The sequence below is a fragment of the Haloechinothrix salitolerans genome (genome assembly GCF_042662605.1).
Classification (GTDB): Bacteria; Actinomycetota; Actinomycetes; order Mycobacteriales; family Pseudonocardiaceae; genus Haloechinothrix_A; species Haloechinothrix_A salitolerans.
Window position 1 is genome coordinate 2,974,921 of the sequence record NZ_JBHSXX010000001.1, and the last position, 26,552, is coordinate 3,001,472.

Annotated in this window: 24 protein-coding genes; 17 read left to right on the forward strand and 7 right to left on the reverse strand. The window is 68.7% G+C overall.

Translation table 11 applies throughout. The features are described from left to right. Positions 1–13: 13 nt before the first annotated feature. The gene (locus ACFQGD_RS14120; protein ID WP_345398234.1) at positions 14–709 is read left to right on the forward strand and encodes a twin-arginine translocation signal domain-containing protein; all 696 of its coding nucleotides are present in this window, start codon (positions 14–16) and stop codon (positions 707–709) included. A gap of 159 nt (positions 710–868) precedes the next feature. Here ACFQGD_RS14120 and ACFQGD_RS14125 read toward each other — a convergent pair whose 3' ends face one another. After that, positions 869–2,203, reverse strand: a complete 1,335-nt coding sequence (locus ACFQGD_RS14125; protein ID WP_345398237.1) for an ABC1 kinase family protein — start codon at positions 2,201–2,203, stop codon at positions 869–871. Between the two features lie 348 nt (positions 2,204–2,551). On the opposite strand from ACFQGD_RS14125, the gene rpsO reads away from it, so the two are divergent. The 5 genes from rpsO (at position 2,552) to ACFQGD_RS14150 (ending at position 8,024) form a co-directional block, all read left to right on the forward strand. Next, positions 2,552–2,821 (forward strand): 30S ribosomal protein S15, encoded by a 270-nt coding sequence (gene rpsO, locus ACFQGD_RS14130; protein WP_345398240.1) that lies wholly within the window; start codon positions 2,552–2,554, stop codon positions 2,819–2,821. A gap of 247 nt (positions 2,822–3,068) precedes the next feature. Beyond that, entirely contained in the window at positions 3,069–5,309 is a 2,241-nt protein-coding gene (locus ACFQGD_RS14135) for a polyribonucleotide nucleotidyltransferase (RefSeq protein WP_345398243.1), read from the forward strand. Positions 5,310–5,416: 107 nt separating this feature from the next. Further along, the gene (locus ACFQGD_RS14140) at positions 5,417–6,718 is read left to right on the forward strand and encodes a M16 family metallopeptidase (RefSeq protein ID WP_345398246.1); all 1,302 of its coding nucleotides are present in this window, start codon (positions 5,417–5,419) and stop codon (positions 6,716–6,718) included. After that, positions 6,715–7,458, forward strand: a complete 744-nt coding sequence (gene dapB, locus ACFQGD_RS14145) for a 4-hydroxy-tetrahydrodipicolinate reductase (RefSeq protein WP_345398249.1) — start codon at positions 6,715–6,717, stop codon at positions 7,456–7,458. Before ACFQGD_RS14140 ends, dapB begins: the two co-directional genes overlap by 4 nt. A gap of 65 nt (positions 7,459–7,523) precedes the next feature. Further along, positions 7,524–8,024, forward strand: a complete 501-nt coding sequence (locus ACFQGD_RS14150; RefSeq protein ID WP_345398252.1) for a hypothetical protein — start codon at positions 7,524–7,526, stop codon at positions 8,022–8,024. On the opposite strand, the gene ACFQGD_RS14155 is transcribed toward ACFQGD_RS14150, so the two are convergent. From ACFQGD_RS14155 to ACFQGD_RS14165, 3 genes are all read right to left on the reverse strand, one after another. Next, positions 7,983–9,482 (reverse strand): VOC family protein, encoded by a 1,500-nt coding sequence (locus ACFQGD_RS14155; RefSeq protein ID WP_345398255.1) that lies wholly within the window; start codon positions 9,480–9,482, stop codon positions 7,983–7,985. The two genes, ACFQGD_RS14150 and ACFQGD_RS14155, sit on opposite strands and share 42 nt — an antisense overlap. Positions 9,483–9,540: 58 nt before the next feature. After that, entirely contained in the window at positions 9,541–10,056 is a 516-nt protein-coding gene (locus tag ACFQGD_RS14160; RefSeq protein ID WP_345398778.1) for a hypothetical protein, read from the reverse strand. Positions 10,057–10,192: 136 nt separating this feature from the next. Continuing rightward, positions 10,193–10,753, reverse strand: coding sequence for a GNAT family N-acetyltransferase (locus ACFQGD_RS14165; protein ID WP_345398258.1), 561 nt, complete (start codon positions 10,751–10,753; stop codon positions 10,193–10,195). Between the two features lie 48 nt (positions 10,754–10,801). On the opposite strand from ACFQGD_RS14165, the gene ACFQGD_RS14170 reads away from it, so the two are divergent. After that, on the forward strand, positions 10,802–12,022 hold the full coding sequence (locus ACFQGD_RS14170; RefSeq protein WP_345398261.1) for a winged helix-turn-helix domain-containing protein: 1,221 nt from the start codon (positions 10,802–10,804) through the stop codon (positions 12,020–12,022). A 3-nt stretch (positions 12,023–12,025) separates the two neighbouring features. Here the strand turns inward: ACFQGD_RS14170 and ACFQGD_RS14175 are convergent, their stop codons facing one another. Both ACFQGD_RS14175 and ACFQGD_RS14180 read right to left on the reverse strand, forming a co-directional pair. After that, a complete protein-coding gene (locus ACFQGD_RS14175) occupies positions 12,026–13,030 on the reverse strand; it encodes a DUF4097 family beta strand repeat-containing protein (protein WP_345398264.1) in 1,005 nt (334 codons plus the stop codon). 5 nt (positions 13,031–13,035) lie between these two features. Then, a complete protein-coding gene (locus ACFQGD_RS14180) occupies positions 13,036–13,566 on the reverse strand; it encodes a toxin-antitoxin system HicB family antitoxin (RefSeq protein WP_345398267.1) in 531 nt (176 codons plus the stop codon). Positions 13,567–13,770: 204 nt separating this feature from the next. Here ACFQGD_RS14180 and thyX point away from each other — a divergent pair, with 204 nt between their 5' ends. The 4 genes from thyX to ACFQGD_RS14200 all read left to right on the forward strand — a co-directional run bounded on the left by thyX (position 13,771) and on the right by ACFQGD_RS14200 (position 17,695). Further along, on the forward strand, positions 13,771–14,523 hold the full coding sequence (gene thyX / locus ACFQGD_RS14185; protein WP_345398270.1) for an FAD-dependent thymidylate synthase: 753 nt from the start codon (positions 13,771–13,773) through the stop codon (positions 14,521–14,523). Further along, positions 14,523–14,921: an ACT domain-containing protein gene (locus ACFQGD_RS14190; protein ID WP_345398273.1), complete on the forward strand. Its 399-nt coding sequence runs from the start codon at positions 14,523–14,525 to the stop codon at positions 14,919–14,921. The genes thyX and ACFQGD_RS14190 overlap by 1 nt, the downstream gene beginning before the upstream one ends. Positions 14,922–14,987: 66 nt before the next feature. Next, complete coding sequence (dapA, locus tag ACFQGD_RS14195; RefSeq protein WP_345398276.1) at positions 14,988–16,007, forward strand: 4-hydroxy-tetrahydrodipicolinate synthase; 1,020 nt, start codon at positions 14,988–14,990, stop codon at positions 16,005–16,007. Positions 16,008–16,060: 53 nt separating this feature from the next. Then, on the forward strand, positions 16,061–17,695 hold the full coding sequence (locus ACFQGD_RS14200) for a ribonuclease J (protein ID WP_345398781.1): 1,635 nt from the start codon (positions 16,061–16,063) through the stop codon (positions 17,693–17,695). Between the two features lie 8 nt (positions 17,696–17,703). Here the strand turns inward: ACFQGD_RS14200 and putP are convergent, their stop codons facing one another. Then, positions 17,704–19,224: a sodium/proline symporter PutP gene (putP, locus tag ACFQGD_RS14205; RefSeq protein ID WP_345398279.1), complete on the reverse strand. Its 1,521-nt coding sequence runs from the start codon at positions 19,222–19,224 to the stop codon at positions 17,704–17,706. 265 nt (positions 19,225–19,489) lie between these two features. On the opposite strand from putP, the gene ACFQGD_RS14210 reads away from it, so the two are divergent. From ACFQGD_RS14210 to ACFQGD_RS14235, 6 genes are all read left to right on the forward strand, one after another. Continuing rightward, positions 19,490–20,374 carry an AAA family ATPase gene (locus tag ACFQGD_RS14210; RefSeq protein WP_345398784.1) on the forward strand — a complete coding sequence of 295 codons (885 nt, stop codon included), beginning with the start codon at positions 19,490–19,492 and terminating at the stop codon, positions 20,372–20,374. Between the two features lie 4 nt (positions 20,375–20,378). Next, positions 20,379–21,482 (forward strand): vWA domain-containing protein, encoded by a 1,104-nt coding sequence (locus tag ACFQGD_RS14215; RefSeq protein WP_345398281.1) that lies wholly within the window; start codon positions 20,379–20,381, stop codon positions 21,480–21,482. After that, positions 21,466–22,587: an XdhC family protein gene (locus ACFQGD_RS14220; protein ID WP_345398284.1), complete on the forward strand. Its 1,122-nt coding sequence runs from the start codon at positions 21,466–21,468 to the stop codon at positions 22,585–22,587. The genes ACFQGD_RS14215 and ACFQGD_RS14220 overlap by 17 nt, the downstream gene beginning before the upstream one ends. Positions 22,588–22,726: 139 nt before the next feature. Next, the gene (locus ACFQGD_RS14225; RefSeq protein WP_345398287.1) at positions 22,727–23,260 is read left to right on the forward strand and encodes a (2Fe-2S)-binding protein; all 534 of its coding nucleotides are present in this window, start codon (positions 22,727–22,729) and stop codon (positions 23,258–23,260) included. Beyond that, entirely contained in the window at positions 23,257–25,698 is a 2,442-nt protein-coding gene (locus ACFQGD_RS14230; protein WP_345398290.1) for a xanthine dehydrogenase family protein molybdopterin-binding subunit, read from the forward strand. The genes ACFQGD_RS14225 and ACFQGD_RS14230 overlap by 4 nt, the downstream gene beginning before the upstream one ends. Next, a complete protein-coding gene (locus ACFQGD_RS14235) occupies positions 25,695–26,546 on the forward strand; it encodes an FAD binding domain-containing protein (RefSeq protein ID WP_345398293.1) in 852 nt (283 codons plus the stop codon). The genes ACFQGD_RS14230 and ACFQGD_RS14235 overlap by 4 nt, the downstream gene beginning before the upstream one ends. Positions 26,547–26,552: the final 6 nt, after the last annotated feature.

Here is a 26,552-nt window from a genome sequence, read left to right on the forward strand (position 1 = left end):
AAGGATTGGAAAAATGTCTGATCGCAACGATGAATCTCGTCGGCCGCTAGACGGCGACCGGCGGCAATTCCTGAAGCGTGCCGGTTATTCCGCCGCCGCGGCCGCGGCCATGGCCGCGGGTAGCGGATTCGTAGGAAAGGCATCGGCCCAGATTCCGACGCCGCCCGCACCTCCGGGCGGTGGTGGATTCGACGGCATGCGCGTGACGTGTCCGTGTTTCGGAGACGCCATCAGCTTGTTTACCTCAGAAGGCTCATTCCCCTTCTCTGGTAAGGGCAATGTGGGTGTTCGTGTGAAGGGCGGCCCCAACCCGAACAAGTGGGGGCTCGTCGTCGAACAACACGAAGTCTCGGCGAACGACACTCCATTCGGCACCATCACCATCAAGATGGCGGATGAGATCGAAGTGAGCGCGGAGAGTCTGCTCGAATTCGATCCGGCATCTGGTGGTTACACCCAGACGATGGTGCTGCCGATTTCAGTGGAATTGGAGCACTGCGGGGCCGGCGGTGAGCCGGTGTTGCTTCGCACCTTGCCGGATGCGCCGGTCATCATGGGTAACGCGGAACCGCAGTTCGAGTTCCCGCCGAAGGACATGCCCTACAAATCCAAGGGCGACGTCGGTCTGTACGCGATGGGATCGAACGGCCAAGTCGTCGGTTCGAAGCCACTCGCGGTTCTGCCGACCTTCAACTGGACGGTCGGCTAACTCCGGCTGTCCGAGCCTCACTGGGCCCTGCCCGCGATCGCGGGCAGGGCCCAGTGTTGTCCGTCCTTCTGCCGGGCCGGGACCCGTGGGACGTGGGACACGACGTCGTGAGCGGGGGACACGGCGCTCAGGCTGTGCCCCATCGCATCCGGCGCGACGTCAGGCGCGTTGACGGTGGAGCTGGAGGGTGCGGGAGATCATCGCGCCCGCGAGGAAGGGAATGGCTTCGTCCTGGAAGTCGATGTCTGGGGCGAAGTCGCGCATCGCGCCCTCCAGCACGAGCAGCGACAGGATCGGGAAGACGAACTGCGGGTCGGCGTAGAGATTGTAGCGCCGCTGGATGTCGAACAGTGACGTCGCGAAGTGGATAAGGTCGAACTCGGCCGCCGCGACGCCGGTGTGGGTGTCGATCAGTTCGACGATCTCTCGCCGGAAGCCGTCCTCGTCGGTGCCCGCCCGGGCGGTGGCCGTCGACAACACGACCTCGGCGCACTTCTCGCCCTTGCCGACGCTCATGTAGTAGAAGAAGCTGCTGAACTTGTCCTGCGCGTCCTGTGTCAGCCGGACGGTGAACCCCGCGTCGACGATCACCGCCCGTGCGCCCGGCCCGAGGTAGAGGTTGCCGGGGTGTAGGTCGCAGTGGACGAGGCCGTCGTGGAACAGCATCTGGTAGACGGCGTGTAGCGCGGCGAGCACGGCCTCGGTACGGTCCTCCTCGGACAGCTCGTCGGGTGTGCGGCGCCGCAGGTCCGGCAGGAACTCCATGACCAGGACGTCTTCGGTGCACAGCTCGTCGTACACCTCGGGTACCAGCACCGTCTTGTACTCGACCAGATTGGCCTGCAGCGACGCGAGGTTGCGGCGTTCAGCGTCGAAGTCGAGCTGCGCGTAGACGGCGTCGCCGAGCTGCGTCATGATCTCGGCGATCGGCACGCCGCGCAGCCCGGGGAGGTACTTCGCCATTCCGCCGAGTCGGCGCATGATCGTCAGGTCGATGCGCAACGTCGTCTCGATGCCGGGGCGGCGCACCTTGACCGCGACGTCGCGCCCGTCGGGCAACGTCGTTCGGTAGACGCAGGCGATGCTGCCGGACGCCACCGGCGTGCCGCCGTGCTCAGCTGTGACGACCAGCGCTCGGGTCGTCTCGGGGCCGAGGGCTCGCTCCAGCACGGGCGCGAGCTCGCGCGCCGGGATCGGCAGCACCGTGTCGTGCAGCGCGGCCAAAGTCCGGCAGTGGCGCGGGGGCAGTAGGTCGGCACGGGTGCTCAGCATCTGCGCGACCTTGATGAACGCCGGTCCGAGTGCCGTGATGGTGTCCAGTAGCCAAGTGTCGGTGCGGGCACGCCGCCCGCTGAGCACGGAGCGGACCGTCAGCACCACGAGCACGGCCACTCGCCGGGCCAGGGTCAAGCCGATCTCCACCAGTCTGCGGACGAGGGGACCGGTGCTGACCGGGGGAATGCCGGTCGAGTGGGGGAACTGTGATGTCGTCATGATGCGGCTACCTCGCTGTTTCTGACGGTGTTCGTCGCACAGCATTTCCGGATCAGCGCGACATCGCTGGCTCAGTCACCGGTTCGTGGGATCTACGCGGTCCGTGCTTGTCTTGCGGACCCTCGCTGGGACAAGCCCGCGAACCGCGCCGAACGAGGCCGTGGCGCGATGTGGAGCGGGCGATCAGTCGCGAACCGCGGCGTGGCCCTGCGTGGCTGGGGAAAGCCCTGGCCAGCCGCCGTGCGCGCGGCGTGCCCTGATACGCTGAGTCACCGAGTCCGGCTGCGGTCCGTGGCGGCCGGGACTGACGCTCCAGATGACACGGCACCGAACACAAGGAGATGACGAGTGGCGCTGTCCACCCAGGAAAAGAAGGACATCCTGTCCGAGTACGGCTTGCACGATACGGACACGGGTTCCCCTGAAGCCCAGGTCGCTCTGCTGACCAAGCGCATCATTGGTCTGACCGAGCACCTGAAGGAGCACAAGCACGACCACCACTCGCGTCGTGGTCTGTTGCTGCTGGTCGGCCGTCGCCGCCGACTGCTTGACTACGTCAAGAAGGTTGACGTCACACGGTACCGGTCGTTGATCCAGCGACTCGGTCTCCGTCGATGAGACACTGAAGGGGAGCACCCGCGCGGGTGCTCCCCTTCAGTACAAGAGAACCAAGGACACGTGCGAGGCGCTTGAGGACGCCGGTCCTCGGTAGTGGTTCCCGGGCCAAAGTCCCGAGGACTTCGATCGATGACCGGTCTCGTCACTTAGGCGTTCTCCATCTAGGGAGGTGGGGTGCCTCGCGCGGTCCGACCGGGAAGCCCCGAGGTGGGTTGACCGTGAACGCAGACGAGGAGAAAGACCCCAAATGACAGAAACCGTCGTACACGAGACGGAGGCCGTGATTGACAACGGCCGATTCGGCACCCGCACCGTCCGGTTCGAGACGGGCAGGCTGGCGAAGCTCGCCGCCGGCTCCGTCGTCGCCTACCTCGACGACGAGACCATGCTGCTGTCCGCGACCACCGCGTCCAAGCAACCGAGGGAGCACCTCGACTTCTTCCCGCTGACGGTCGACGTCGAGGAGCGGATGTATTCCATCGGTAAGATCCCCGGCTCGTTCTTCCGTCGTGAAGGGCGACCGTCGACCGAAGCCGTGCTGACCTGCCGGCTGACCGACCGGCCGCTGCGCCCGTCGTTCGCGAATGGGCTCCGCAACGAGGTCCAGATCGTCATCACGGTGCAGAGCCTGCACCCAGAAGACCCGTATGACGTGCTGGCCATCAACGCCGCGTCCGCGTCCACCCAGATCGGTGGCCTGCCGTTCTCCGGCCCGGTCGCCGCTACTCGCGTGGCGCTGATCGAGGACCAGTGGGTCGCGTTCCCGACGTGGTCGCAGCTGGAGAAGGCGACGTTCAACATGGTCGTCGCTGGCCGGGTCGTCGGGGAGAAGCCCGAGGACGTCGCGATCATGATGGTCGAGGCGGAGGCCACCGAGAACACGCTCGACCTGATGGAGCAGGGCGGCACGGCCCCGACCGAGCAGGTCGTCGCCGAAGGGCTCGACGCGGCGAAGCCGTTCCTGCGCGTGCTGTGCGAGGCGCAGCAGGCGCTGGCCGACGCCGCCGCCAAGCCGACCGGGGAGTTCCCGGTCTACCTCGACTACCACGACGACGTATATGACGCCGTCGCCGACATCGCGACAGCGGATCTCACCAAGGCGCTGGCCATCGCGGGCAAGCAGGAGCGCGACAACGCGACCGACGAGGTCAAGGCCGCCGTGCTCGCCAAGGTCGGCGTCGGCGAGGGCGAGGCCTTCGAGGGTCGCGACAAGGAGGTCGGCGCGGCGTTCCGAGCGCTGACCAAGAAGCTCATCCGGCAGCGCATCCTGCGGGACAAGGTCCGCATCGACGGCCGTGGCCTCACCGACATCCGCTCGCTGGCCGCCGAGGTCGGTGTGGTGCCGAGGGCGCACGGCTCGGCGTTGTTCGAGCGCGGCGAGACCCAGATCCTTGGCATCACCACGCTGAACATGCTCCGGCTCGAGCAGTCGCTGGACACCCTCTCCCCGGAGAGCACCAAGCGCTACATGCACCACTACAACTTCCCGCCGTTCTCCACGGGTGAGACGGGCCGTGTCGGCACGCCGAAGCGGCGCGAGATCGGTCACGGCATGCTCGCCGAGCGGGCGCTGGTGCCGGTGCTGCCGAAGCGCGACGAGTTCCCGTACGCGATCCGGCAGGTCTCGGAGGCGCTTGGCTCCAATGGCTCGACGTCGATGGGATCGGTGTGCGCGTCCACGATGGGCCTGCTCAACGCGGGTGTGCCGCTCAAGGCGCCGGTCGCCGGTATCGCCATGGGTCTGGTCTCCGACGAGGTGGACGGCAAGACCGAGTACGTCGCGCTGACCGACATCCTCGGTGCGGAGGACGCCTTCGGTGACATGGACTTCAAGGTCGCTGGCACCAAGGACGTCATCACAGCGCTGCAGCTGGACACCAAGCTGGACGGCATCCCGTCCGACGTGCTCGGTGCCGCGCTGAACCAGGCACGCGACGCGCGGCTCACGATCCTCGACGTCATCGAGGAGGCCATCCCGTCGCCGGACGACATGAGCCCGTACGCGCCGCGCGTGACCAGCGTGAAGATTCCGATCGACAAGATCGGCGAGGTCATCGGGCCGAAGGGCAAGATGATCAACTCGATCACCGAGGAGACCGGCGCGGACATCTCCATCGAGGACGACGGCACCATCTACGTCGGTGCCGCCGACGGTCCCTCGGCGGAGGCCGCGATCGAGAAGATCAACTCGATCGCGAACCCGCAGCTGCCGAAGGTGGGAGAGCGGTTCCTCGGCACGGTCGTCAAGACCGCCGCGTTCGGCGCGTTCGTCTCGCTGCTGCCCGGCAAGGACGGCCTTGTCCACATCTCGAAGTTGGGCAACGGCAAGCGCATCGGCAAGGTGGAGGACGTCGTCAACGTGGGCGACAAGCTCCGCGTCGAGATCGCCGACATCGACCAGCGCGGCAAGATCAGCTTGGTGCCTGTACAGGAAGATGAGGAGCAGGCAGAGCAGCCTTCGGAGGCTGCCGAGCCCGCCGACCAGTGACCAGCGGTGAATGACGCTTTCCCCGCGTACAGTGCGGGGAAAGCGTCATTCGTCGCGTCTGACGCCGCGATGGCGTTATTCACCGCACCCATCGACCCGAGGAGCGGATGAGCACCGAACTCGACACCGGTGTCCGGCGCAGTGTGTTGCCGGGCGGGTTGCGGGTGGTCACCGAGCTCGTGCCCGGCATGCGTTCGGCCACCGTCGGGCTCTGGGTCGGCGTCGGCACCCGTGACGAGCAGCCCGCCGTCGCCGGTGCCGCGCATTACCTCGAGCACCTGCTGTTCAAGGGCACCGCGCAACGCACCGCGACCCAGATCGCCGAGGAGATCGACGCCGTCGGCGGCGAGCTGAACGCCTTCACCTCGAAGGAATACACCTGCTTCTACGCGCAGGTGCTCGACGCCGACCTGCCGCTGGCCATCGATCTGGTCACCGACGTCGTGTTCGAGGCGAGGTGCGCGGACGCCGACGTCGAGACCGAGCGCGGCGTCGTGCTGGAAGAGATCGCCATGCGTGATGACGATCCGGAGGACCTGCTGCACGAGGTCTTCCAGGAAACGATCTTCGCGGGGCACCCGCTTGGCTGCCCGGTGCTGGGTACCGAGGACTCCATCCAGGACCTCACCCCTGCCGCGATCCGGACCTTCTACCGCGAGTCCTACCGGCCGCCGGAGATGGTGCTTGCCGTCGCGGGCAACGTCGACCACGACGATGTCGTGCGCCGAGTGCGGAAGTCGCCCGCCGTCGCGGCGGATGCTGTGGCCACCGATCCCGCTCCGCCGCGTTCCGGTGTCGCGCGGCTGTCGACGTCCAGTGAGCTGGTGCTACGCGGCGACGAGACCGAACAAGCACACCTGCTGCTCGGTACCCGCGCGCTGCACCGGCACGACGAGCGCCGGTTCGCGTTGAGCGTGCTCAACGCCGCGCTCGGTGGCGGCATGAGTTCCCGACTGTTCCAGGAGATCCGCGAGCGACGCGGGCTGGCCTACCAGGTGTACTCGGCGACGGGATGCTTCGCCGACACCGGGCTGTTCTCCATCTACGCTGGCTGCCAGCCGGAACGGCTCGGCGCGGTCGCCGGGGTGTTGCGAACGACGCTGGCCGATGTGGTCGCCAACGGGCTCACCGAGGCGGAGATCGTGCGCGCCAAGGGCCAGCTGCGTGGCGGGCTGGTGCTCGGTCTGGAGGACACCGCGTCCCGGATGGTGCGGCTGGGTAAGAACGAGCTCAACTACGGCCGCTACTACAGCGTGGACGACACGGTGGCGCGTATCGACGCGGTTACCGTCGGCGACGTGGCGGAGATCGCGGCCACGGTGTTGCGTGACATACAGGCGGTGGCGGTGGTCGGGCCGTATTCTCGCGTCGACGAACTGCCAGACGAAGTGCACGAGGTGATGGCGTGATTCGAGTGGGCGTGCTTGGCGCCGAGGGACGGATGGGCTCCGAGGTCTGTGCCGCGGTGACGGACGCGGACGACATGGAGCTGGTCGCCGAGCTGGATGCGGGCGATTCGCTGCCCGCGCTGACCGAGGCGGGCGCGGAGGTAGTCGTCGACTTCACCCACCCGGACGCGGTCATGGACAACCTGCGGTTCTGCGTGGAGAACGGCATCCACGTCGCCGTCGGCACGAGTGGCTTCACCGAGGAACGGCACCAGGCCTTGCGCGAGTGGCTTGCCGCTAAGCCGGACGTCGGGGTGCTGCTCGCGCCGAACTTCGCCCTCGGTGCCGTGCTGATGATGCGCTTCGCCGAGCTGGCCGCCCGCTACTACGAGACCGCCGAGGTCATCGAGCTGCACCACAACCGTAAGGCGGACGCGCCGTCGGGCACCGCGACCCACACCGCCCGCGCGATCAGCGCCGTCCGCAAGGACGCTGGGCTCGGCGCGGCCCCGGACGCCACGACGTCCGAGCTGGACGGTGCACGTGGCGCGCGGGTGGACGACGTCCCGGTGCACTCTGTGCGGCTTGCGGGCCTGGTCGCGCACCAGGAGGTGCTGTTCGGTGGCCAAGGGGAGACGTTGACGATCCGGCACGACTCGCTGCACCGGTCGTCGTTCATGCCGGGCGTGCTGCTCGGCGTGCGCCAGGTCAGAACCCATCCCGGACTCACCATCGGCCTGGACCAGTTCTTGGACCTCTGACCTCGGATGACCGTCTAGTCGGGAAGGCTCGCGATGTCGTGACCCAGACCCAGTGAAGGTAGCGGATGAGAAGCAAGACCCTCGTGACGTCCATCGTGCTCACCGGCTTCGTGGTGCTCTACCTGGTGCTGCTCGCCGGGCGCGCGGTGGAGCTGCTGCGTACCGGCGAGATGGTCCCGGTCGCGCTCGGCGTGGGCGTGCTGTTGTTGCCGCTGCTCGGCGTCTGGGTGCTGGTGACGACGTGGCGTTTCGGGCTGCGGGTACAGCGGCTGGCGACGCGACTGAGCGAGGAGGGCGGGTTGCCGGACACCTCTGAGTTGCCACGCAGGCCCAGCGGGCGTGTCGACCGCGACGCCGCCGACGCGTGGTTCGCCGATCGCAAGACCGAGCTGGACGCCGACCCTGACGACTGGCGCGGGTGGTATCGGATCGCGCAAGCCTACGACCTCGCGGGGGACCGGCGACGGGCGCGCGACGCGATGCGCACGGCCGTCACCTTGGAGGAACGCGGTCCGCGCCGAGGCTCAGTTGGCGGGCCGGATGGTGAGTCGGCTCAGCGACGGTAGCCGGAACGGGTTCGAGCGGGTCTGGAACGTCTCGGTGTCGATCGCGACGAGGGCGCCGCTGGTGGCGATCGCGAACAGCCACTCGCTGTCGGGGGAGAACTCCACACCGGACTGCGCGAACCCGCCCCGGACGGACACCCCGAGCGTGCGTTCCTGCCCGGTGTCTAAATCGATGATCGACAGGATTGGCCGGTTGCCCACGTCGTCTCGGACCACCGCCGCGACGGAGCCGTCCGGTGCGATCGTGCCGCGTGGCCAGGTGGTGGTGTCGACGGTGCCGCCGAGCGGCCGACGTTTCCCGGTGCCCCTGTTGATGACCACGTGGCCGCACCTCGCTCGCTCGTCGCACTCGGTGGCGAGCAGGTGGTTCGGGCCGACGGCGTCGACCTGGCCGGTGGTCACGCGGCGTAGACCGTCCGGCCGCGCCACGTAGGTGCCGCCGGCGCTCGACGCCAGCACGTACCCGGCGCCGTCCGAGGTGATCGGAGGGGACACCGTCGGAGGGAGGCGGATCGGGGTGCCGACCCGCTTGCCTGACAACGCACGGCGCCACAACACCGTTGTGTCGCCGGAGCCGGCGTGCCCATGTCCTACCCAGACCTCACCCGAGCGCGGTCCGGGAAACACGTAGCCGACGCCGAGTTCGCCTTGTAGTTCCCGCGCTGGCTCGCCGTCATGCACGAGATAACCGGGGACGTCGTCCAACGGTCGCACCATGACCCAGTCCGGTCCCGCGATGAGCGAGGCCGGCCCCGAACTCCGCAACTGTGGGATGTCGGTGATGGTGATCCGGCCCTCGGCGAGCTCGATCCGGACAACGCTGTCGGGACCGTGCGCGAGCAACTCCCAGCCCGCGGTCACCCCGAACACCCGCTCGCCAACGTCGCGCACCGTGATCGCGTCGCTTTCGGTCGCGGACGTCGTGCCACGGGACGGTGTTGGCGACGGTCGCGGTGGCTGGGCGGTGGTGTCGTCTTCCCGCGTCGCGAGGAACACCACCGCGAGCACCATGACAAGCAGCAGCGGTAGCCACGGTCCCCAGCGACGCCATCCGGTGTGCCGCGCCGTGGTCGTGGGTTCCTCGTCGTCCAAGACCCGCACGGCCGTGGGTTCCGCCGAGTGGATTCGCTGGACTGATGGCGGTTCGACCAACTGAATCAGGTTGTCCTCGGGGTCGCGCAGCTGGGCGAACCGCCCCTCCGGGCGTTCGGCTGGGTCGACGTCGACGGTGGCGCCGCCAGCGCGAAGCTGGTCCACCATCGCGTCGAGGTCGGTCACCAGGAAGCTCAATGTCCAGGTGTTGGCGGGCCCTTGCTCGGCGGGTGTCGCCGCGAACAGCGTCAGACCATCGAATTCCGCGACGGCCCGTGCGCCAAGCTGGTCGGCGTACCAGTGGCGGAGCCGCGCGGGATCTCGCGCGCGCAGGAAGGCCCCACCGAGACCGTTGACCTGCTCCACGTCGTCTCCCTCGCGTCGGCGCCCTTCCAGTGTGGCGTACGAGACGGCGGAACGACGCTCAGAAGTGGAACCAGCTCGCGAACAGCGCGGGAGAGGCGGCTAGGGCGCCGAACCGGGCGAACCTCCCGACCATGCCCACACCCAGGAACACCGACAACCGCATCCGCGCAAGGCCCGCGATCACGGCCATACCCATGAACGGTGGAATGCCGAGCACCGCGCTACAGCCGTAGGTGCCGACCATCCAATGTGGATGCCGGTGGCAACGTTCCCGCAGTGCTTCGAACCACGCCTTGATCCGCTTGGTGCGCAACCGGAAACGTTCCCGCCGGGCGGATGGCGGCCGGTAGTGCTGCGCCCGGTGCAGCCACGGTGGCAGTTTGATGGAACCGCGGGCGGCGAGGTAGTAGGGCACCTTGCCGGTGAGTTGGCCCAGTGCCACGACCGCGCCGAGCACCGACCAGTGCAACGTCGACTGGCTGGAGGCCATGCCGATCACGAAGACCTCGATGCTGATCACCGGCAGCAATGCTGTACCAAACGCGACGCCGAACGTGAAACCCAGCCACGTCAGCGTCGTCAGCACGCGCACCCCCTGGTGGAGCCTAGAAAGGGACTCCCATCACACTACAGGGTGACTTGGCGTCATGGGACGGATACCCCCGGTTGATTCTCGGGCGTTTCTGACGAAACCGTCATCGTGACGATGGTCAGGACTCGAGATACAGCTCCAGGCCACCCGCGAGGCGCATCTCGCGGATGTGCGTGCCTCCGGTGTCGAGGGTGCGGACGGTGCCATCCGGGTCCCAGCCAACGGAGCGATAGAACGCCAGCGTCGCCGAGTCGGACTCCGACACCCACGTGACCGCCCGCCGCGCACCACGCGAGCGCAGCGCGCGGGCCGCGGCGGCGAGCAACCGTCCGCCGTGCCCGCGCCTGCCCCAACGTGGCTCGACCAGCAGCGTCGCGATGAGCCCGGTATGAGCGGAGTCGGCGGGCAGTTCGCCGTTCGCGTCGGCGAGTTCGTCTTCCGGCGCCTGGCCGGACACCGTGAAGCCGACCGGGACGCCGCCCTCGGTCGCGACGAAGACGTCGGTGTCCGGGTGCTCGATCGCCTCGGCCCAGCGCTGCTGGGTGCCCGGGTCGTCCAGCGCGGCGATGGCGTCGTCGCCCACGATGTCCCCGTAGGCGGTGCGCCAAGTCTCCCGCTGGATGCGGGCGATCTCGGCGGCGTCGTCGGGCTGGGCGAGGTGAACGTCGGGACGGGCCATGGCGGCACGATACCCAGCGTTGTCGGTGGCTCGTGGCACCATGCGCGCATGCGAACGATCTCGCCGGCGGTCGCGCGCCGGATCGCCGTGGCGGCGCAAGGTTTCGGGGATGCCCGACCGGGGACGACACCCACTCGGCAGCACCTCAACCGGGTACTGAATCGGGTGCGGGTGCTGCAACTGGACTCAGTCAACGTGGCCGTGAGGGCGCACTACGCGCCACTGTTCGCGCGGCTCGGTGACTATCCGATGGGCCTGGTGGACGACGCGGCATGGACGCACAGCGCGCGCAAGCCACGCCTATTGGTGGAGTACTGGGCACACGCCGCGTGTCTGCTACCGGTGACGGACTGGCCGTTGCTGCGGCACCGGATGGCCGACTACCAGCGCCGTTACCTGGAGCGCGCCGACTCGGTGGCGAACACGGTGCCCCATCTGGCCGACGACGTCCTCGCCGCCGTCAAAGACCTCGGTCCGATCGGGGCGGGTGGGTTGGAGCGCGAGTTGGGCCTCGGTGTGGGACCACGACGTGCGGGCGGCTGGTGGAACCGCACCGACGTCAAGCGGGTCTGCGAGTGGCTGTTCGCGGCCGGGGAACTGACCACTGGCACGCGGCAGGGCTTCGAACGTCGCTACGACCTGCCCGAACGGGTGCTACCGCCGGACGTCCTCGCCGCGCCCGAGCCGGACCGCGCCGACGCCGTGCGGGAGCTGTTGGCGCGCTCGGCCGCGTCGTTGGGTATCGCAACCGAGCCGGACCTGCGTGACTACTACCGGCTTCGGCCCACCGACAGCAAACGTGCGGTCGACGAGCTGGTCGAGGCGGGCACGCTGGAGCCGGTGCGGGTGCGCGGCTGGCGCGACGTCGCGTACCGGCACGTCGACGCTCGGGCACCGCGTCGCGTTGAGGGGCGGGCGCTGCTGTGTCCGTTCGACCCGCTGATCTGGGAGCGGGACCGCACCGAGCGGCTGTTCGACTTCCACTACCGCATCGAGATCTACGTCCCTGAGCCGCAGCGCAAGTACGGCTACTACGTCTTCCCGTTCCTGCTCGACGGCGAGCTGGTGGCGCGGGTGGATCTCAAGGCCGATCGCGACGCGGGCGTGCTGCGGGTGCGAGGCGCGTTCGGCGAGCCCGGCGTCGACCACGGCCGGGTGTCTGTCGAGCTGGCCGGGGAGCTGCGGCTGATGGCGCGGTGGCTCGGACTGTCCGGCGTGGTTGTGGGCGACCGCGGCGACCTGGCGGCGTCGCTCGCGGCGGTGGCGTAGGGGTTACGCCACCGCGCTGGCGATGACGGCGTTGCCGGAGCCGGTACTTGCCCGGATGTGCAGCGGGACGTCCTCCTCGGGTGGCGCGTCGGCGACGTCGAGTTCGCTGGACACCGTGCCGGACCCAGACGTCACATCGACCTCGGCGTGCACGCCGGACCGCACACCCACTCGGACCGCTCCCGACCCGGTGCGGACGTTGACGCTGCCCGCGCCCGCGTTGGCCACGGTGACGTCGCCGCTACCACTGCGCACCACCAGTTCGCCCTCCGTGGCTGCTACGTACACCGATCCGGTACCGGTGACGATCGTCGCGGAGCCACGTGTGTCGGCGGCCCTGACGTCGCCCCCGCCGGTGCGGATGTGCAGCCCGCTCGCCGTCGGACCGAGCGACACGCCACCACTTCCGGTGCGTATGGTCACCGCGCTCGTGGCCCGCTCCAGCGCGATGTCGCCGGACGATGTGTGCAGTGTCGCGCGGCCCGCCGTGCCCGTGACGGCTACCCGGGCCGACCCCGTCTTGATCTCCAGCTGCGATCCCGCCGGTGCGCGGATGGTCAGCGCGAGCGGAATGTGCCGCAGCGGCAGTTGCTTCGGAGCGCGCACCACGAGCCTGCCGCCAAGCATGTCGATCCTGGTCTGCTCGATGGCGTCACTGGCGGACCCAGCCAGCTCCGGTCCGAGCTGATCGCGGAACTGCTCGGACAGCCAGCTCAGCGTGCTCGCGATGCCTTGCGTCCATGGCGACCCGCTCGCGGTGTCGTGGCGCAGCTCGACCGCTGTGGTGTCACTCGTGGTGTCAGTTAGCAAGACGTCGATCCGGCCCGTCGTCATGCTGAGATCCAGCTCCACCGGACCGTCGGTGGGAAACTCCTGGGTGCGGACGAGTTCCGGGTGCTCCGCCCCCGCGCTGTCTGGTTGCTCCGCCCCCGCGCTGTCTGGGTGCTCAGCGCCCGTGCCTTCCGGCTGCTCCTGGCCCGCGTCGTTCGGTTCGTTTGATTCGGTCATCGCGCTCACCCCGTTACCCAGCCGTGCAGCCTGCCGCCGCCGGAGTCCGGCTTGCCGCGCCGCTCGCCGTGACCGCCGGACTTGCCTGGTGACCAGCCGCCTTTGCGGTGCAGCGCACCCTGCACCGCCTGCTGCACGAAGGTGTTCAGTGAGACTCCCTGCTCGGCCGCCGCCTGCTCGGCTTTGCCCTTGATCTCCTCGAACAGCCGCAGCGTCATCCGGCTGATGTCACCCTCCGCACGGGGAGGTGGTGGTGCGTCGGCATCCGGATCGTCCCGCTTGCCCTGGTCGGTGGCGGAGCCGCTGACCACAACTCGAACGTCCTTGCCGTCCAGGCGCACCTCGACGACCTGGTCGTCCAGGTGTGCGGTGATCTCGGCCGCGAGGTCGGACAGCGCGTTCATCAGGGTCAGCCGCACGGCCGGTTCCAGCGCGGCCGAGAGCGTCGCGGCGACCCGCCGCGTCTGTTCATCCCCGGCCGATGCCGTCGTGGTGAGGTCTTCCCGCAACGCTGCGAGGTACGGCGTCAAGTCCATGATATCACTATGACGTCACAACTGACACCGCGCAACCACCATACGGAAGCATCGCGTTCCCGTGCCCGGTGTCCCGCAAGCCGTGTCACCCACCACGCCCTGGGTGCTCCGAACTGTCGGCGCCACGGGATAGGCTGCGGTCGATAGCAGTTCAGACGTCGACAGATCGTCGAGACAAGACAGACAAGGTTCGGTGCTTCCGCAGTGGCTGAGACGGTGTCACCCCAGGTCCAATTGATCGCGAAGACGGAGTTCTTCCCGCCCGAGGACGTGCCGTGGTCTACCGACGCCGAGGGTGGCCAGGCGCTAGCCGAGTTCGCGGGCAGGGCGTGCTACCAGTCCTGGAACAAGCCCAACCCGAAGACGGCGACGAACGCGGGGTACCTGGAGCACATCATCTCGGTGGGCCACATGTCGGTGCTGGAGCACGGCTCGGCCACGTTCTACATCACCGGCATCTCCCGTTCGCTGACTCACGAGCTGATCCGCCACCGGCACTTCTCCTACTCGCAGCTGTCGCAGCGCTACGTTCCGGAGCGCGACGCGGCGTTCGTCGAGCCGGACGTCATCGCGAGCGACCCCGAGTTGCACGAGAAGTTCCTCGCGGCGGCCCAGGCCAGTCAGGACGCCTACAACGAGCTGCTCGCGGGTCTGCAGGAGAAGTTCGCGAACGCACCGAGCAAGACGTTGCAGCGCAAGCAGGCGAGGCAGGCGGCGCGGTCGATCTTGCCGAACGCCACCGAGACGCGCATCGTCGTCACCGGGAACTACCGCGCGTGGCGGCACTTCATCGCCATGCGCGCCACCGAGCACGCCGACGTCGAAATCCGTGCGCTGGCCGTGGAGTGCCTGCGGCAGCTGCAAAAGGCAGCGGAGAACGTCTTCGCCGACTTCACGATCTCCACGCTGCCGGATGGCACTGAGGTCGCCACCAGTCCGCTGGTCTCCGAAGGCTGATGAAGCGGCTCGCGATCGACGTCCGGCCGGGGGAGTACTCGGTCGGACGTCTCGACGCCACCGAGCCCGTCCCGGCCGGGCTTTTCGACGTGGACGACGACGCGTTGGTCTCCATCACTCGCAGCCGCGACGAGATCTCGGTGATCTGCCTTACGGGTGCCCCGCTGCCGGACGGTGCGCGGGTGGAGAGTGGCTGGCGGCTGCTCACGGTGCGAGGTCCACTGGAGTTCACGCTTACCGGCATCATCGCGGCGCTGTCGAGTGAGTTGGCTTCGGCGGGGGTCCCGCTGTTCACGCTGTCGACGTTCGACACTGATCATCTGCTGGTCAAGCAGGCCGACCTCGCCCGCGCGGTGGACGCGTTGCGGCTGTCCGGTCACGAGGTGCATACCGGCTGAACACGCGTCAAAAACGCCTCAGAGGTCGGCGCGGTATCCGCTGGACTCACGGGGTACCGTCAAGGCATGCCCACGATCTCAGCCGGCCCGACCGCCGCTCCAGGGCGGCCGTTCGGGCGTGTACTTTCCGCGATGGTTACTCCGTTCACGTCGGACGGCGCGATCGATCTGGATCGCGCGCAGGAGCTGGCGGAGCATCTGATCGACCTCGGCAACGACGGTCTGGTCGTCAACGGCACCACCGGCGAGAGCCCCACCACCACGGACAAGGAGAAGACCGACCTGGTCCGCGCCGTCATGGAGGCGGTCGGCAGCAGGGCCACCGTGGTCGCGGGCGCGGGCACATACGACACCGCGCACAGCCTTGAGCAGGCTCGCAACGCCGAGAAGGCAGGCGCGCACGGCATCCTCGTCGTCACGCCGTACTACTCCCGGCCAACGCAGGCCGGTCTGTACGCGCACTTCACCGCCGTGGCTGGCGCGACGGAGCTGCCGGTGATGCTGTACGACATCCCGCCGCGCTCGGTCGTGCCGATCGAGGTGGACACGCTGCGCCGCCTGGCTGAGCACCCGCAGATCCTCGCCGTCAAGGACGCCAAGGGCGACCTGCTTTCCGGCAGCGAGGTCATCGCGAACACCGACTTGGCGTACTACTCCGGCGACGACGCGCTGAACCTGCCGTGGCTGTCGGTGGGCGCGACCGGCTGCGTCAGCGTCATCGGCAACATCGTCGCGGGTCGTATCCGGGGGATGATCGACGCTTACGAGGACGGCGACACCTCCACCGCCCGCACCAACCACCGGGGGATGCTTCCGGTGCTGCGGGCGTTCTCTCGCGTTGGCGGGGTGGTGTTCGTCAAGACCGCGCTGCGGCTACGCGGGCTCGACGTGGGTGACCCGAGGCTGCCGATCGTTCCGGCGACCGACGACCAGGTCGACGCGATCGCCGCTGACCTCACCCAAGCCGGCGTGCCGCTGGAGTCGCAAAGCACCGACTGGCACGGTTCCCGCGTCGCGCACACCGACTCGGCCGCCGCGTATGTCACGCCGACCACCCACACGAGCGTGGGGACGTTGCACGAGTGATCGCGGACGGACCTGGCCCTACGGGGGCGCCGCCCGCCCTGCCCGAGGGCGGCATGCGCGTCGTCGCGCTCGGTGGTATCGGCGAGATCGGCAGGAACATGACCGTCTTCGAGTTCGACGGTCGGCTGCTGATCGTGGACTGCGGCGTGCTGTTCCCGGAGGACGAGCAGCCCGGCGTCGACCTGATCCTGCCGGACTTCCATGCCATCGAGGACCGGCTGGACGACGTCGAGGCGCTGGTGCTCACCCACGGCCACGAGGACCACATCGGCGCGGTGCCGTTCCTGTTGCGGCTGCGGCCGGACTTGCCGGTCTACGGCTCACGGCTGACGCTGGCACTGCTGTCGGCGAAGTGCACAGAGCACAAGCTGCGGCCGACGCTGGTGCACGTCGCGGAGGGTGAGCGGCGCACCGTCGGCGGGTTCGACCTGGAGTTCTTCGCCGTCAACCACTCCATCCCTGACGCGCTCGCGGTCGCGATCCGCACCCCGGCGGGCCTGGTGCTGCACACCGGCGACATCAAGCTGGACCAGCTCCCGCTCGACGGCCGTCTCACTGACCTCGCCGGGTTCTCGCGACTGGGCGATGAGGGCGTCGACCTGTTGTGCGTGGACTCCACCAACGCCGAGGTGCCCGGCTTCGTCACCCCGGAACGCGAGATCGGGCCGGTGCTGGACGACGTGCTAGCGAAGGCGACCCAGCGGGTCATCGTCGCCTGCTTCGCCAGCCACGTGCACCGCGTGCAGCAGGTGCTCGATGCCGCCGCCGCGCACGGACGTCGGGTGGCGTTCGTGGGCCGCTCTATGGTGCGCAACATGGGTATCGCCGCCGAGCTGGGATTCCTCTCCGTGCCTGAGGGCTTGCTGATCGACATGGACGAGGCGGCGAACCTACCGGAGACGAAGGTGGTGTTCATCTCCACCGGCTCGCAGGGCGAACCGCTCTCGGCACTGTCTCGGATGGCGCGTGGTGAGCACCGAAACATCACCCTGCGCCCGGGCGACACGGTGGTGCTGGCCAGCTCGATGATCCCCGGCAACGAGACCGCCGTGTTCGGTGTCGTCAACGGGCTGGTGCGGCTCGGGGCGAACGTCGTGTACCAGGCCAACGCGAAGGTCCACGTGTCCGGGCACGCCTCCGCGGGCGAGCTGCTGTTCCTCTACAACGCGGTGCGGCCGAGCAATGTCATGCCGGTGCACGGCGAGTGGAAGCACCTGCGCGCCAACGCCGAGATCGCCGTCAGCACCGGTGTCGACCCGTCCAGCGTCGTTATCGCGGAGGACGGCGTCGTCGTTGACCTTGTGGACGGCAAGGCCACCCGCACCGGCCGGGTCGAGGTCGGCCACGTCTACGTCGACGGCTTGTCCGTCGGGGATGTCGGGGAGTCGACGCTGTCTGACCGGCTCATCCTCGGCGAGGGCGGGTTCATCGCGATCACGGTGGCCATCGACCAGCACACCGGGCGCGCGATATCGCCGCCGTCGGTGTCCGGCAGGGGGTTCTCGGACGACCCGAAGGCGCTGGACGGCGTGGTGCCGCTGATCGAGATGGAGCTGTCCCGCACCGAGTCGGAGGGCATCACCGACACGCACCGGGTCGCGCAGGCCGTCCGACGGGTGGTGGGCCGGTGGGTCGCGCAGACCTACCGTCGTCGTCCGATGATCGTGCCGACCGTCATCCCGGTGTAGCCGCGGCGTCAGCTCCGCTCGCTCGCGACCGGCTCCGGTGCGTCGCCGTGCGCGCCGACCCACTCACGCTCCGGTGGACGTCCGACGAACCGCCCGAACAGCAGCGCCGCCGCCGTCGCGACGATCCAGCCGGGCACCATCTCGTACCAGCCGGTGTTGGCGAGGACGTCGACCTGCCGCCAGATCAGCACCGTGGCGGCGCCGCCGACGATGCCAGCCAGCGCCCCGGCCCATGTCATGCGCGGCCAGAACAGCGACAGCAGGATGACCGGCCCGAACGCGGACCCGAACCCGGCCCAGGCGTAGGCGACGATGTCCAGCACGCCACCACCGCCGAGCGCGATCACGTAGGCCACGATCGCCACCAGGATGACGGTGCCGCGGCCGACCCACACCAGGGTGCGTTCGGTGGCGTCCCGGTTGAGGAACGCGCGGTAGAAGTCCTCAGTCAGCGCGGTGGACGAGACGAGTAGCTGGCTGTCCGCTGTGGACATGATCGCGGCGAGCACCGCGGCGAGCAGGATGCCCGCCAGCCACGGGTTCAGCAGTTCCTGGGCCAGCGCGATGAATACCGTCTCCGGGTTGTCCAACGGCTGATCCAGCAGCCCGATCCCGACAAGGCCGACCAGCGACGCGCCCGCCAGCGTCACGATCACCCAACCGACGCCGATGCGCCGCGCGGCGGGGATGTCGCGCGTGCTGCGGATGCCCATGAACCGCGCCAGGATGTGCGGCTGCCCGAAATAGCCAAGCCCCCACGCCAGCAGCGACACCACCGCGATGAAACCAAGCGACTCTCCGCCGCCCCACGCGCCGTCGGTGAAGCTGGCCTCGCGACCCATGTCCAGCAGCGCTGGGGATTGCTGGTTCAGCGAGTCGTTCATCGCGCCGAACCCGCCGAGCATGCCAACGCCGATCAGCGGCAGTACCAGCAGCGCCAGGAACATCAGGGTGCCCTGCACCGCGTCGGTGAAGCTCACCGCGAGGAAACCGCCGAGGAAGGCGTAGACGACGATGACGACGACGGCGACCGTGATCGCCAGGTTCGCGTTGACGCCGAACACCTCTTCGAACAGCACCCCGCCCGCGACGAGCCCGCTGGCGACGTAGACAGTGAAGAACACCACGATCACCAACGCGGAGATCGAGCGCAGTAATCGGGTGCGGTCTTCGAAGCGGTTATCAAGGTAGGCGGACAGGCTGATCGCGTTCCCCGCGCGCTCGGTGTAGGAACGCAGTCGTGGTGCGACGAACAGCCAGTTCAGGTAGGTGCCGATCGCCAGCCCGATCGCGATCCACGTCGCGCCGATGCCCGCCGCGTATACCGCGCCGGGAAGGCCGAGCAGCAGCCACCCCGACATGTCGCTGGCCTGTGCGGACAGCGCGGCCGTCGGGGAGTTGAGGCTGCGCCCGCCGAGCGCGAAGTCCGACAGCGTGTTGGTGCGGTTGTAGACCCAGACCCCGATCGCGATCATGACGACGAGGTAGACGATGAACGTGGTCAGAATGGGTGCGCTGATGTCGAACACGGGTTACCTCCCTTTCCTGGCCTGCCCACCAGGCGTGAGATCAGTGTGATCCGCACCACAAACGATGTAAATGGACAAACCGGGGGTACTGCATCAGGCGCGGTGGGCTCCTGGCGCGGCGAAGGTGAGTCAAAGTGGTCGTCAGCGCGACCACAACGACTCACACTCGCCGTGCGGGCGGCAGTGCCAAGGTTGGGGTGCGCCCTACCCGGCTGAGCGGGTACGGATACCGGGCGTCGGGGTTAACCTCGAAGATGTGACGGATATGACAACGGAGCCCGCTTCGCCCGGCGAGCTGGCCGAGGCGTTGGAAAACACCGGGTACCTCGCTGACGACGGCGTGGCGACAGCGGCTTTCCTGGCGATGCGGATGCGGCGGCCACTGTTGTGTGAGGGCGAGCCGGGCACCGGTAAGACGTCGCTGGCGAGCGCGCTGGCCGAAGCACTGGGACTGTCGCTGATCCGGTTGCAGTGCCACGAGGGCATCGATGCCGAGCAGGCGCTCTACGAGTGGGACTACCCGCGCCAGCTGCTGCACCTGCGCGCGCTCGAGGCGACCGCCGACGGCCCCGTCGATCCCGACATAGCGGAGCGCTCCCTCTACACTCGGCGGTTCCTGCTGGCCAGGCCCTTGCTGCGGGCGCTCACCGAGTCGCCGTGTGTGCTCCTGGTGGATGAGATCGACCGCGCGGACGACGAGTTCGAGGCGTTCCTGCTGCAACTGCTCGACGAGAACGCCGTGAGCATCCCGGAGTTCGGCGAGATCAGAGCCAGCACACCGCCGATCGTGCTGTTGACGTCGAACCGCACCCGGGAGGTGCACGACGCACTCAAGCGACGCTGCCTGTACCACTGGCTGGTCCATCCGGACGTCGCGCGTGAGGTGGCCATTCTGCGCAGGCGGCTGCCGGGGCTGTCGGAAAAGCTGGCCACCCAGGTCGCCAGCGCCGTGCACCGGCTGCGCGAGCTGGATCTGCTGAAGCCGCCTGGGGTGGCGGAGTCGCTGGACTGGGCGAGCGCGTTGCGGGCGCTGAACAGCGTGGAGCTGGACGCGGCCAACGCGGAGCTGACGTTGGGCGCGGTGGCGAAGTACCGCGAGGACGCCGACCGCATCCGCGCGGCCGGGTTGACCTCCTTGCTCGCGGGGTGAGGCGATGGCGCTACCAGGTCTCGTCGGATTCACTCACGCCCTCGCGGACGCCGGGCTCGACATCGGCACCGACCGCACGGCGGCCTTCTTGACCGCGGTGAGCGAGGTCGACGTCGCTGATCGGGACCAGCTGTACTGGGCGGGCAGGGTCACGCTGTGCCGTGAGCCGGACGAGATCGCGGGTTACGACGCGGTGTTCGCGCGGTGGTTCCACGGCGAGCGGCAGGCACAGGGCGCCGTCCGGCGCAGCACGCCACGGTTCGCCACGCTCACGCCGGAGACGTCTGGCTCGGACACGGACGACGATGACGACACGAGCGTGCTGCGGCAGATCGGGGCCAGCGACTCCGAGGTATTGCGCAACCGCGACATGTCCGGGCTCGACCAGACCGAGCGGGAACACCTCGCCGAACTGTTCGCGCTGCTACGGCCCGCGCCGCCGACCCGACGGTCGCTACGGCGCAGGCCGTCCCGGCGAGGCGCGCTGGATCAGCGCCGAACGTTCAGGGCGATGTTCGGCACCGGAGGGGAGCCGGTGCGGTTGGAGCGTCGCAGCCGGAGTCACCGGCCGCGACGCGTGGTGCTGCTGATCGACGTCTCCGGCTCGATGGAGCCGTACTCCGACGCGTTGCTCCGGTTCGCGCACGCGGTCGCGCGCCGCACGCCGGGCATGGTGGAGGCGTTCACCCTCGGTACGCGTCTCACTCGGGTGTCGCGCCAGCTGCGGCAACGTGACCCCGCGCGGGCGTTACCCGCCGCGGCGAACGCGGTGCCCGATTACGCCGGTGGCACCCGGCTCGGCGAGACATTGCGGGTGTTCCTGGACCGGTGGGGACAGCGCGGCCTGGCTCGATCGGCGATCGTGGTGTTGTTCTCCGACGGGTGGGAGCGCGGCGACCCGGCACTACTCGGCGAACAGGTCGCACGGTTGCGCAGGCTCGCGCACGCGGTGCTGTGGGTGAACCCGCACGCGGGTCGCGATGGCTACGCGCCGATCCAGTCCGGGATCGCCGCCGCGCTACCGCACGTCGACCGGCTGCTAGCGGGTCATAGTCTGGCGACACTCGAGGAACTGTTAGGGGCGATGCGTGATGCACGACGTACTTGACGAGCTGTATGCCCGATGGGAGGCGGGTGAGGCGGTCGCGGTCGGCACCGTCGTCGCCACCTTCTCCTCCGCACCGAGGCCTGCTGGTGCGGCGATGCTGGTCGCCGAGGACGACACCGTGGTCGGCAGCGTGTCGGGCGGCTGCGTCGAGGGCGCCGTGTATGAGCTGGGCCAGCAGGTGCTGGCCGACGGCGTCCCGGTGTCGCAGCGCTACGGCGTGTCCGACGACGACGCGTTCGCCGTCGGGCTGACCTGCGGCGGCATCCTGGACGTCTTCGTGGAGCGGATCTCCCGCGAGAGCTTCCCCGAGTTGGGCGATGTCGTCGAGTCGGTGCGTGCGGAGCATCCGGTCGCCATCGCGACGGTCGTCGAGCACCCCGAGTCCGAACTGGTCGGCAAGCGGCTGCTGATCTGGCACGACAGGGCGTCCGGCACTCTCGGGTCGTCCCGGATTGATGACGCCGTCACCGACGACGCGCGTGGTCTGCTCGCTAGCGGACGCACCGGGACCCTCTACTACGGCCCGGACGGACAGCGGCGCGGCGAGGGCATGTCGGTGTTCGTCAACTCCTTCGAGCCGCCACCGAGGATGCTGGTGTTCGGCGCGATCGACTTCGCGCACGCGATGACGCGGATGGCGGCGTTCCTCGGCTACCGCGTCACGGTGTGCGACGCGCGCCCGGTGTTCGCCACCACCAGCCGGTTCCCCGAGGCCAACGAGGTGATCGTCGACTGGCCGCACCGGTACCTGTCCGCCGAGGTGGCGGCGGGTCGGGTCGATGAGCGGACGGCGATCGCGGTGCTGACGCACGACCCGAAGTTCGATGTCCCGGTGCTGGAGGTGGCGCTGCGGTCCAAGCTCGGTTACGTCGGTGCGATGGGGTCGCGCCGTACCCACGAGGATCGGCTACGCAGGCTGCGCGAAGCGGGTATGACAGACACCGAGCTCGCTGGGCTCGCGTCGCCCATCGGACTGGATCTGGGAGCACGTACCCCAGAAGAGACAGCGGTCTCGATCGCGGCCGAAATGATCTCATTGCACTGGGGTGGCAGCGGTAAACGACTGTCCGACGAGCGCGGACCTATCCACCGGGAGGGTGGCTAGCTCAACCTGTTGACCGGGTCCTCTTGTATCGCTGGCACACACGCGGCACCCTCGAACGTGAGTCCGATCACATCATGATCGGAGTTCCCGACGAGCCGTGAAGACCCGCCGGGTGCTGCCATTGAACGCTGGAGGCCCCATGCGCATCACCGTCACCGTTGATGGAACGACGTACTCAGACGAAGTGGAGCCGAGAATGCTGCTCGTGCAGTATCTGCGCGAGCGGCTCGGCAAGGTCGGCACGGTGGTTGGCTGCGACACCAGTAACTGTGGTGCCTGCACCGTCCACCTCGACGGACACAGCGTGAAGTCTTGCTCGGTACTGGCCGTGCAGGCCGACGGGTGTGAGGTAACGACCATCGAGGGGCTGGCCAGGGACGGTCAGTTGCACCCTGTCCAGCGAGCATTCCACGACAACCACGCGTTGCAATGCGGGTTCTGCACGCCCGGCATGATCATGCAGTCGATCGACCTGCTCGCGGAGAACTCCGACCCCGATGAGCAGGCCGTGCGCGAGGGCATCGAGGGCAACCTGTGCCGCTGCACCGGCTACCAGAACATCGTCCGCGCGGTACGCGACGCGGCGCACGAGATGCGTCCCGGCGCGGGCCCCGAGGCCGAGCGGTTCAGCGACGCGGAGATGGGCACGCAGGCGGGGGTGCGTCGCTCATGACCACCGCGGCGGAACCAGGCCAGGAAGTAGGCAAGGGGCGGCTACGCAAGGAGGACGCCAGGCTGATCACCGGGCGCACTCGCTGGACCGACAACATGAACCTGCCCGGCATGCTGCATATGGCGATGCTGCGCAGTCCGATGGCGCACGCACGGATCACCAACATCGATACGTCCGAGGCACGGCAGATGCCCGGCGTGCTCGCGGTGGTCACCGGCGCCGACCTCGCGGACTCGCAGGGCAGCCTGCCGTGCGCGTGGCCGATCACCGAGGACATGAAGTCGCCGGACGCGCCGTCGATGGCGGTCAACCAGGTCAACTTCGCCGGTGAGGTGGTCGCGGCGGTCGTCGCGCGCTCGGCGGCGGAGGCGGCCGACGCGCTGGAAGGCATCGACGTCGACTACGACGAACTGCCCGTCGTGCTCGACCTGGAAGAAGCGATCGCGGACGACGCCGACCTGGTGCACCCGGACCTCGGCACGAACAAGAGCGCCACGTGGATCTTCGACTCGGCCGAGGCGGGCACTGGCGGGGCCGTGGACGAGGCCATCGGCAGCGCCGAGGTCGTCGTCGAGCGCACGTTCCGGCAGCAGCGGCTAATCCCGGCGTTCATGGAACCCCGGTCCATCGTCGTTGACCCGACGGGCGAGCAGGTCACCATGTGGTCGGCCACGCAGGTGCCGCACATCCTGCGGCTGATGCTGGCGATGACGCTTGGCGTGCCGGAGCACAAGGTGCGGGTCATCGCGCCGGACGTCGGCGGCGGGTTCGGCGGCAAGCTTCAGGTCACGCCTGAGGAGGTCATCACCTTCCTGCTGGCGCGAGAGCTGGGCAGGCCGGTGAAGTACACCGAGACGCGCTCGGAGTCGCTGGCCTCGGCCCACCACGGCCGCGACCAGCTGCAGAAGATGACCATCGCGGCCCAACGGGACGGCACGGTCACCGGGCTGAAGGTGGAACTGCTGGCGGACATGGGCGCGTACCTGCGCCTGGTCACGCCGGGTGTGCCGATCCTGGGGGCGTTCATGTACAACGCGATCTACAAGATCCCGGCGTACCACTTCGCCTGCACGAACGTGTTCACCACGAAGACGCCGACCGACGCCTACCGGGGCGCTGGCAGGCCGGAGGCCACGTTCGCGATCGAGCGGATGATGGACGAGCTCGCCAACGAGCTGGGCATGGACCCGCTTGAGCTGCGGGAGAAGAACTGGATCAAGCACGAGGAGTTCCCGTACACCACGGTCTCGACGCTGACCTATGACTCGGGCAACTACGAGGCCGCCACCGCGCGCGCCAAGGAGCTGTTCGACTACGACGGGCTGCGTCGGGAACAGGCCGAACGCAGGCAACGCGGTGACACGGTGCAGCTCGGCATCGGCATCTCGACGTTCACCGAGATGTGCGGACTCGCGCCGTCGCGGGTGCTCGGGTCGCTGTCCTACGGGGCAGGCGGCTGGGAGTACGGCGCGATCCGGATGCTGCCCACCGGCAAGGTCGAGGTCATCACCGGGTCCTCGGCGCACGGCCAGGGGCACGAGACGGCGTGGAGCCAGATCGTCGCGGACAAGCTAGGCGTGCCGTTCGAGGACGTCGAGGTGCTGCACGGCGACACGCAGTCCTCGCCGCGCGGACTCGACACCTACGGCTCGCGGTCGCTGACCGTCGGCGCGATGGCGGTGCTGTCGGCGGCGGACAAGGTGATCGAGAAGGCCAAGCCGATCGCGGCGCACATGCTGGAGTGTTCGCCGGACGACCTGGAGTTCTCCGGTGGCAAGTTCACCGTGCGCGGCACCGACACGTCCACCGGCATCGCCGATGTCGCGCTGGCGGTATTCGCGGCGCACGACCTGCCGGACGGGGTGGAGCCGTCGATCGACGCCGACGCGACGTTCGACCCCGAGAACTTCTCCTTCCCGCACGGCACGCACCTGTGTGCGGCCGAGGTGGACACGGAGACCGGGCAAGTGCGGCTGCGGTCGTACGTGGCGGTTGACGACGTGGGCAAGGTGGTCAACCCGCTGATCGTGGAGGGTCAGGTGCACGGTGGCCTGGTGCAGGGCATCGCGCAGGCGTTGTTCGAGGAGGCGGTCTACGACGAGTCCGGCACGCTGATGACCGGGACGCTCGCCGACTACCTCGTGCCGTCGGCGGCGGATATGCCGTCGTTCACCACCGACCGCACCGAAACGCCGTCGACCACGAACGCGCTCGGCGTCAAGGGCGTCGGCGAAGCGGGCACCATCGCGTCGACGCCGGCGGTGGTCAACGCGATCGTCGACGCCATCCGGCACATGGGCGTCAACGACGTCGAGATGCCGTGCACGCCGATGCGGGTGTGGCAGGCGATTCAGGGTGGTGCCCAGTCGGCCGCCGGGCCGGGTGCCGAGTCAGGTGGCGGAATGGGTTCGCTCGATGCCGAAGGAGGCGCACGATGATCCCGGCCCAGTTCGACTACGTCGCTCCGACCACAGTGGACGACGCCGTCCGCGCGCTTGCCGACGCCGGTGAGGAGGCGAAGGTGCTCGCGGGCGGGCAGAGCCTGATTCCGGTGCTGCGGATGCGGCTGGCCGCGCCGACGAAGCTGATCGACCTCGGCAAGGTGGCTGAGCTGCGCGGGGTGCGTGAGGACGGCGACGCGCTGGTGATCGGCGCGATGACCTCGCACTACGACATCGTGCGGGATCCGTTGATCGCCGATCACGCCAAGCTGATCGCCATGGCGACGTCGACGGTGGCCGATCCGCAGGTGCGGCATCGCGGGACGTTCGGCGGTTCGTTGGCGCACGCGGACCCGGCTGGTGACCTCGGTGCGACCGCACTCGCGTTGGACGCGGAGATGGTGGTGCACGGTATGGACGGCAGGCGGGTCATTCCCGCGGGCGAGTTCTTCGTGGACTACTTCACCACCGCGTTGCGGCCGGGTGAGCTGCTCACCGAGGTGCGGGTGCCGAAGTACACCGGGTGGCACGCGCACTACGAGAAGTTCAACCGGGTGGCGCAGGCGTGGTCGATCGTCGGCGTCGCCGCCGCTGTGCGGGTCGAGGGTCACACGATCCAGGAGGCGCGGGTCGGGCTGACGAACATGTCGTCGGTGCCGGTGCGGGCCGCCGGGGTCGAGCGCGCCCTGGTCGGACAGGAGGCCACGCCGGAGGCGATCAAGGCCGCGGCCGAGCACGCCGTGGAGGGCACCATGCCGGTGGCGGACGGCAACGCCGATGCCGCCTACCGGGAGCACCTGGCGAAGGTGCTCACCTCCCGCGCGGTTACCGCCGCCTGCGGCTGAGCGCCG

What these genes read in the sequence shown, in the direction of transcription:
- ACFQGD_RS14165 (WP_345398258.1), bottom strand. Translation starts at nt 10,753, where the DNA reads ATGGCCCGTCCCGACGTTCACCTCGCCCAGCCCGACGACGCCGCCGAG.
- ACFQGD_RS14235 (WP_345398293.1), top strand. Translation starts at nt 25,695, where the DNA reads ATGATCCCGGCCCAGTTCGACTACGTCGCTCCGACCACAGTGGACGAC.
- ACFQGD_RS14190 (WP_345398273.1), top strand. Translation starts at nt 14,523, where the DNA reads ATGAAGCGGCTCGCGATCGACGTCCGGCCGGGGGAGTACTCGGTCGGA.
- ACFQGD_RS14120 (WP_345398234.1), top strand. Translation starts at nt 14, where the DNA reads ATGTCTGATCGCAACGATGAATCTCGTCGGCCGCTAGACGGCGACCGG.
- ACFQGD_RS14170 (WP_345398261.1), top strand. Translation starts at nt 10,802, where the DNA reads ATGCGAACGATCTCGCCGGCGGTCGCGCGCCGGATCGCCGTGGCGGCG.
- ACFQGD_RS14225 (WP_345398287.1), top strand. Translation starts at nt 22,727, where the DNA reads ATGCGCATCACCGTCACCGTTGATGGAACGACGTACTCAGACGAAGTG.
- ACFQGD_RS14135 (WP_345398243.1), top strand. Translation starts at nt 3,069, where the DNA reads ATGACAGAAACCGTCGTACACGAGACGGAGGCCGTGATTGACAACGGC.
- ACFQGD_RS14150 (WP_345398252.1), top strand. Translation starts at nt 7,524, where the DNA reads ATGAGAAGCAAGACCCTCGTGACGTCCATCGTGCTCACCGGCTTCGTG.
- dapA (WP_345398276.1), top strand. Translation starts at nt 14,988, where the DNA reads ATGCCCACGATCTCAGCCGGCCCGACCGCCGCTCCAGGGCGGCCGTTC.
- ACFQGD_RS14180 (WP_345398267.1), bottom strand. Translation starts at nt 13,566, where the DNA reads ATGGACTTGACGCCGTACCTCGCAGCGTTGCGGGAAGACCTCACCACG.
- ACFQGD_RS14220 (WP_345398284.1), top strand. Translation starts at nt 21,466, where the DNA reads ATGCACGACGTACTTGACGAGCTGTATGCCCGATGGGAGGCGGGTGAG.
- ACFQGD_RS14200 (WP_345398781.1), top strand. Translation starts at nt 16,061, where the DNA reads ATGCGCGTCGTCGCGCTCGGTGGTATCGGCGAGATCGGCAGGAACATG.
- ACFQGD_RS14125 (WP_345398237.1), bottom strand. Translation starts at nt 2,203, where the DNA reads ATGACGACATCACAGTTCCCCCACTCGACCGGCATTCCCCCGGTCAGC.
- ACFQGD_RS14210 (WP_345398784.1), top strand. Translation starts at nt 19,490, where the DNA reads ATGACAACGGAGCCCGCTTCGCCCGGCGAGCTGGCCGAGGCGTTGGAA.
- ACFQGD_RS14175 (WP_345398264.1), bottom strand. Translation starts at nt 13,030, where the DNA reads ATGACCGAATCAAACGAACCGAACGACGCGGGCCAGGAGCAGCCGGAA.
- ACFQGD_RS14230 (WP_345398290.1), top strand. Translation starts at nt 23,257, where the DNA reads ATGACCACCGCGGCGGAACCAGGCCAGGAAGTAGGCAAGGGGCGGCTA.
- ACFQGD_RS14215 (WP_345398281.1), top strand. Translation starts at nt 20,379, where the DNA reads ATGGCGCTACCAGGTCTCGTCGGATTCACTCACGCCCTCGCGGACGCC.
- ACFQGD_RS14140 (WP_345398246.1), top strand. Translation starts at nt 5,417, where the DNA reads ATGAGCACCGAACTCGACACCGGTGTCCGGCGCAGTGTGTTGCCGGGC.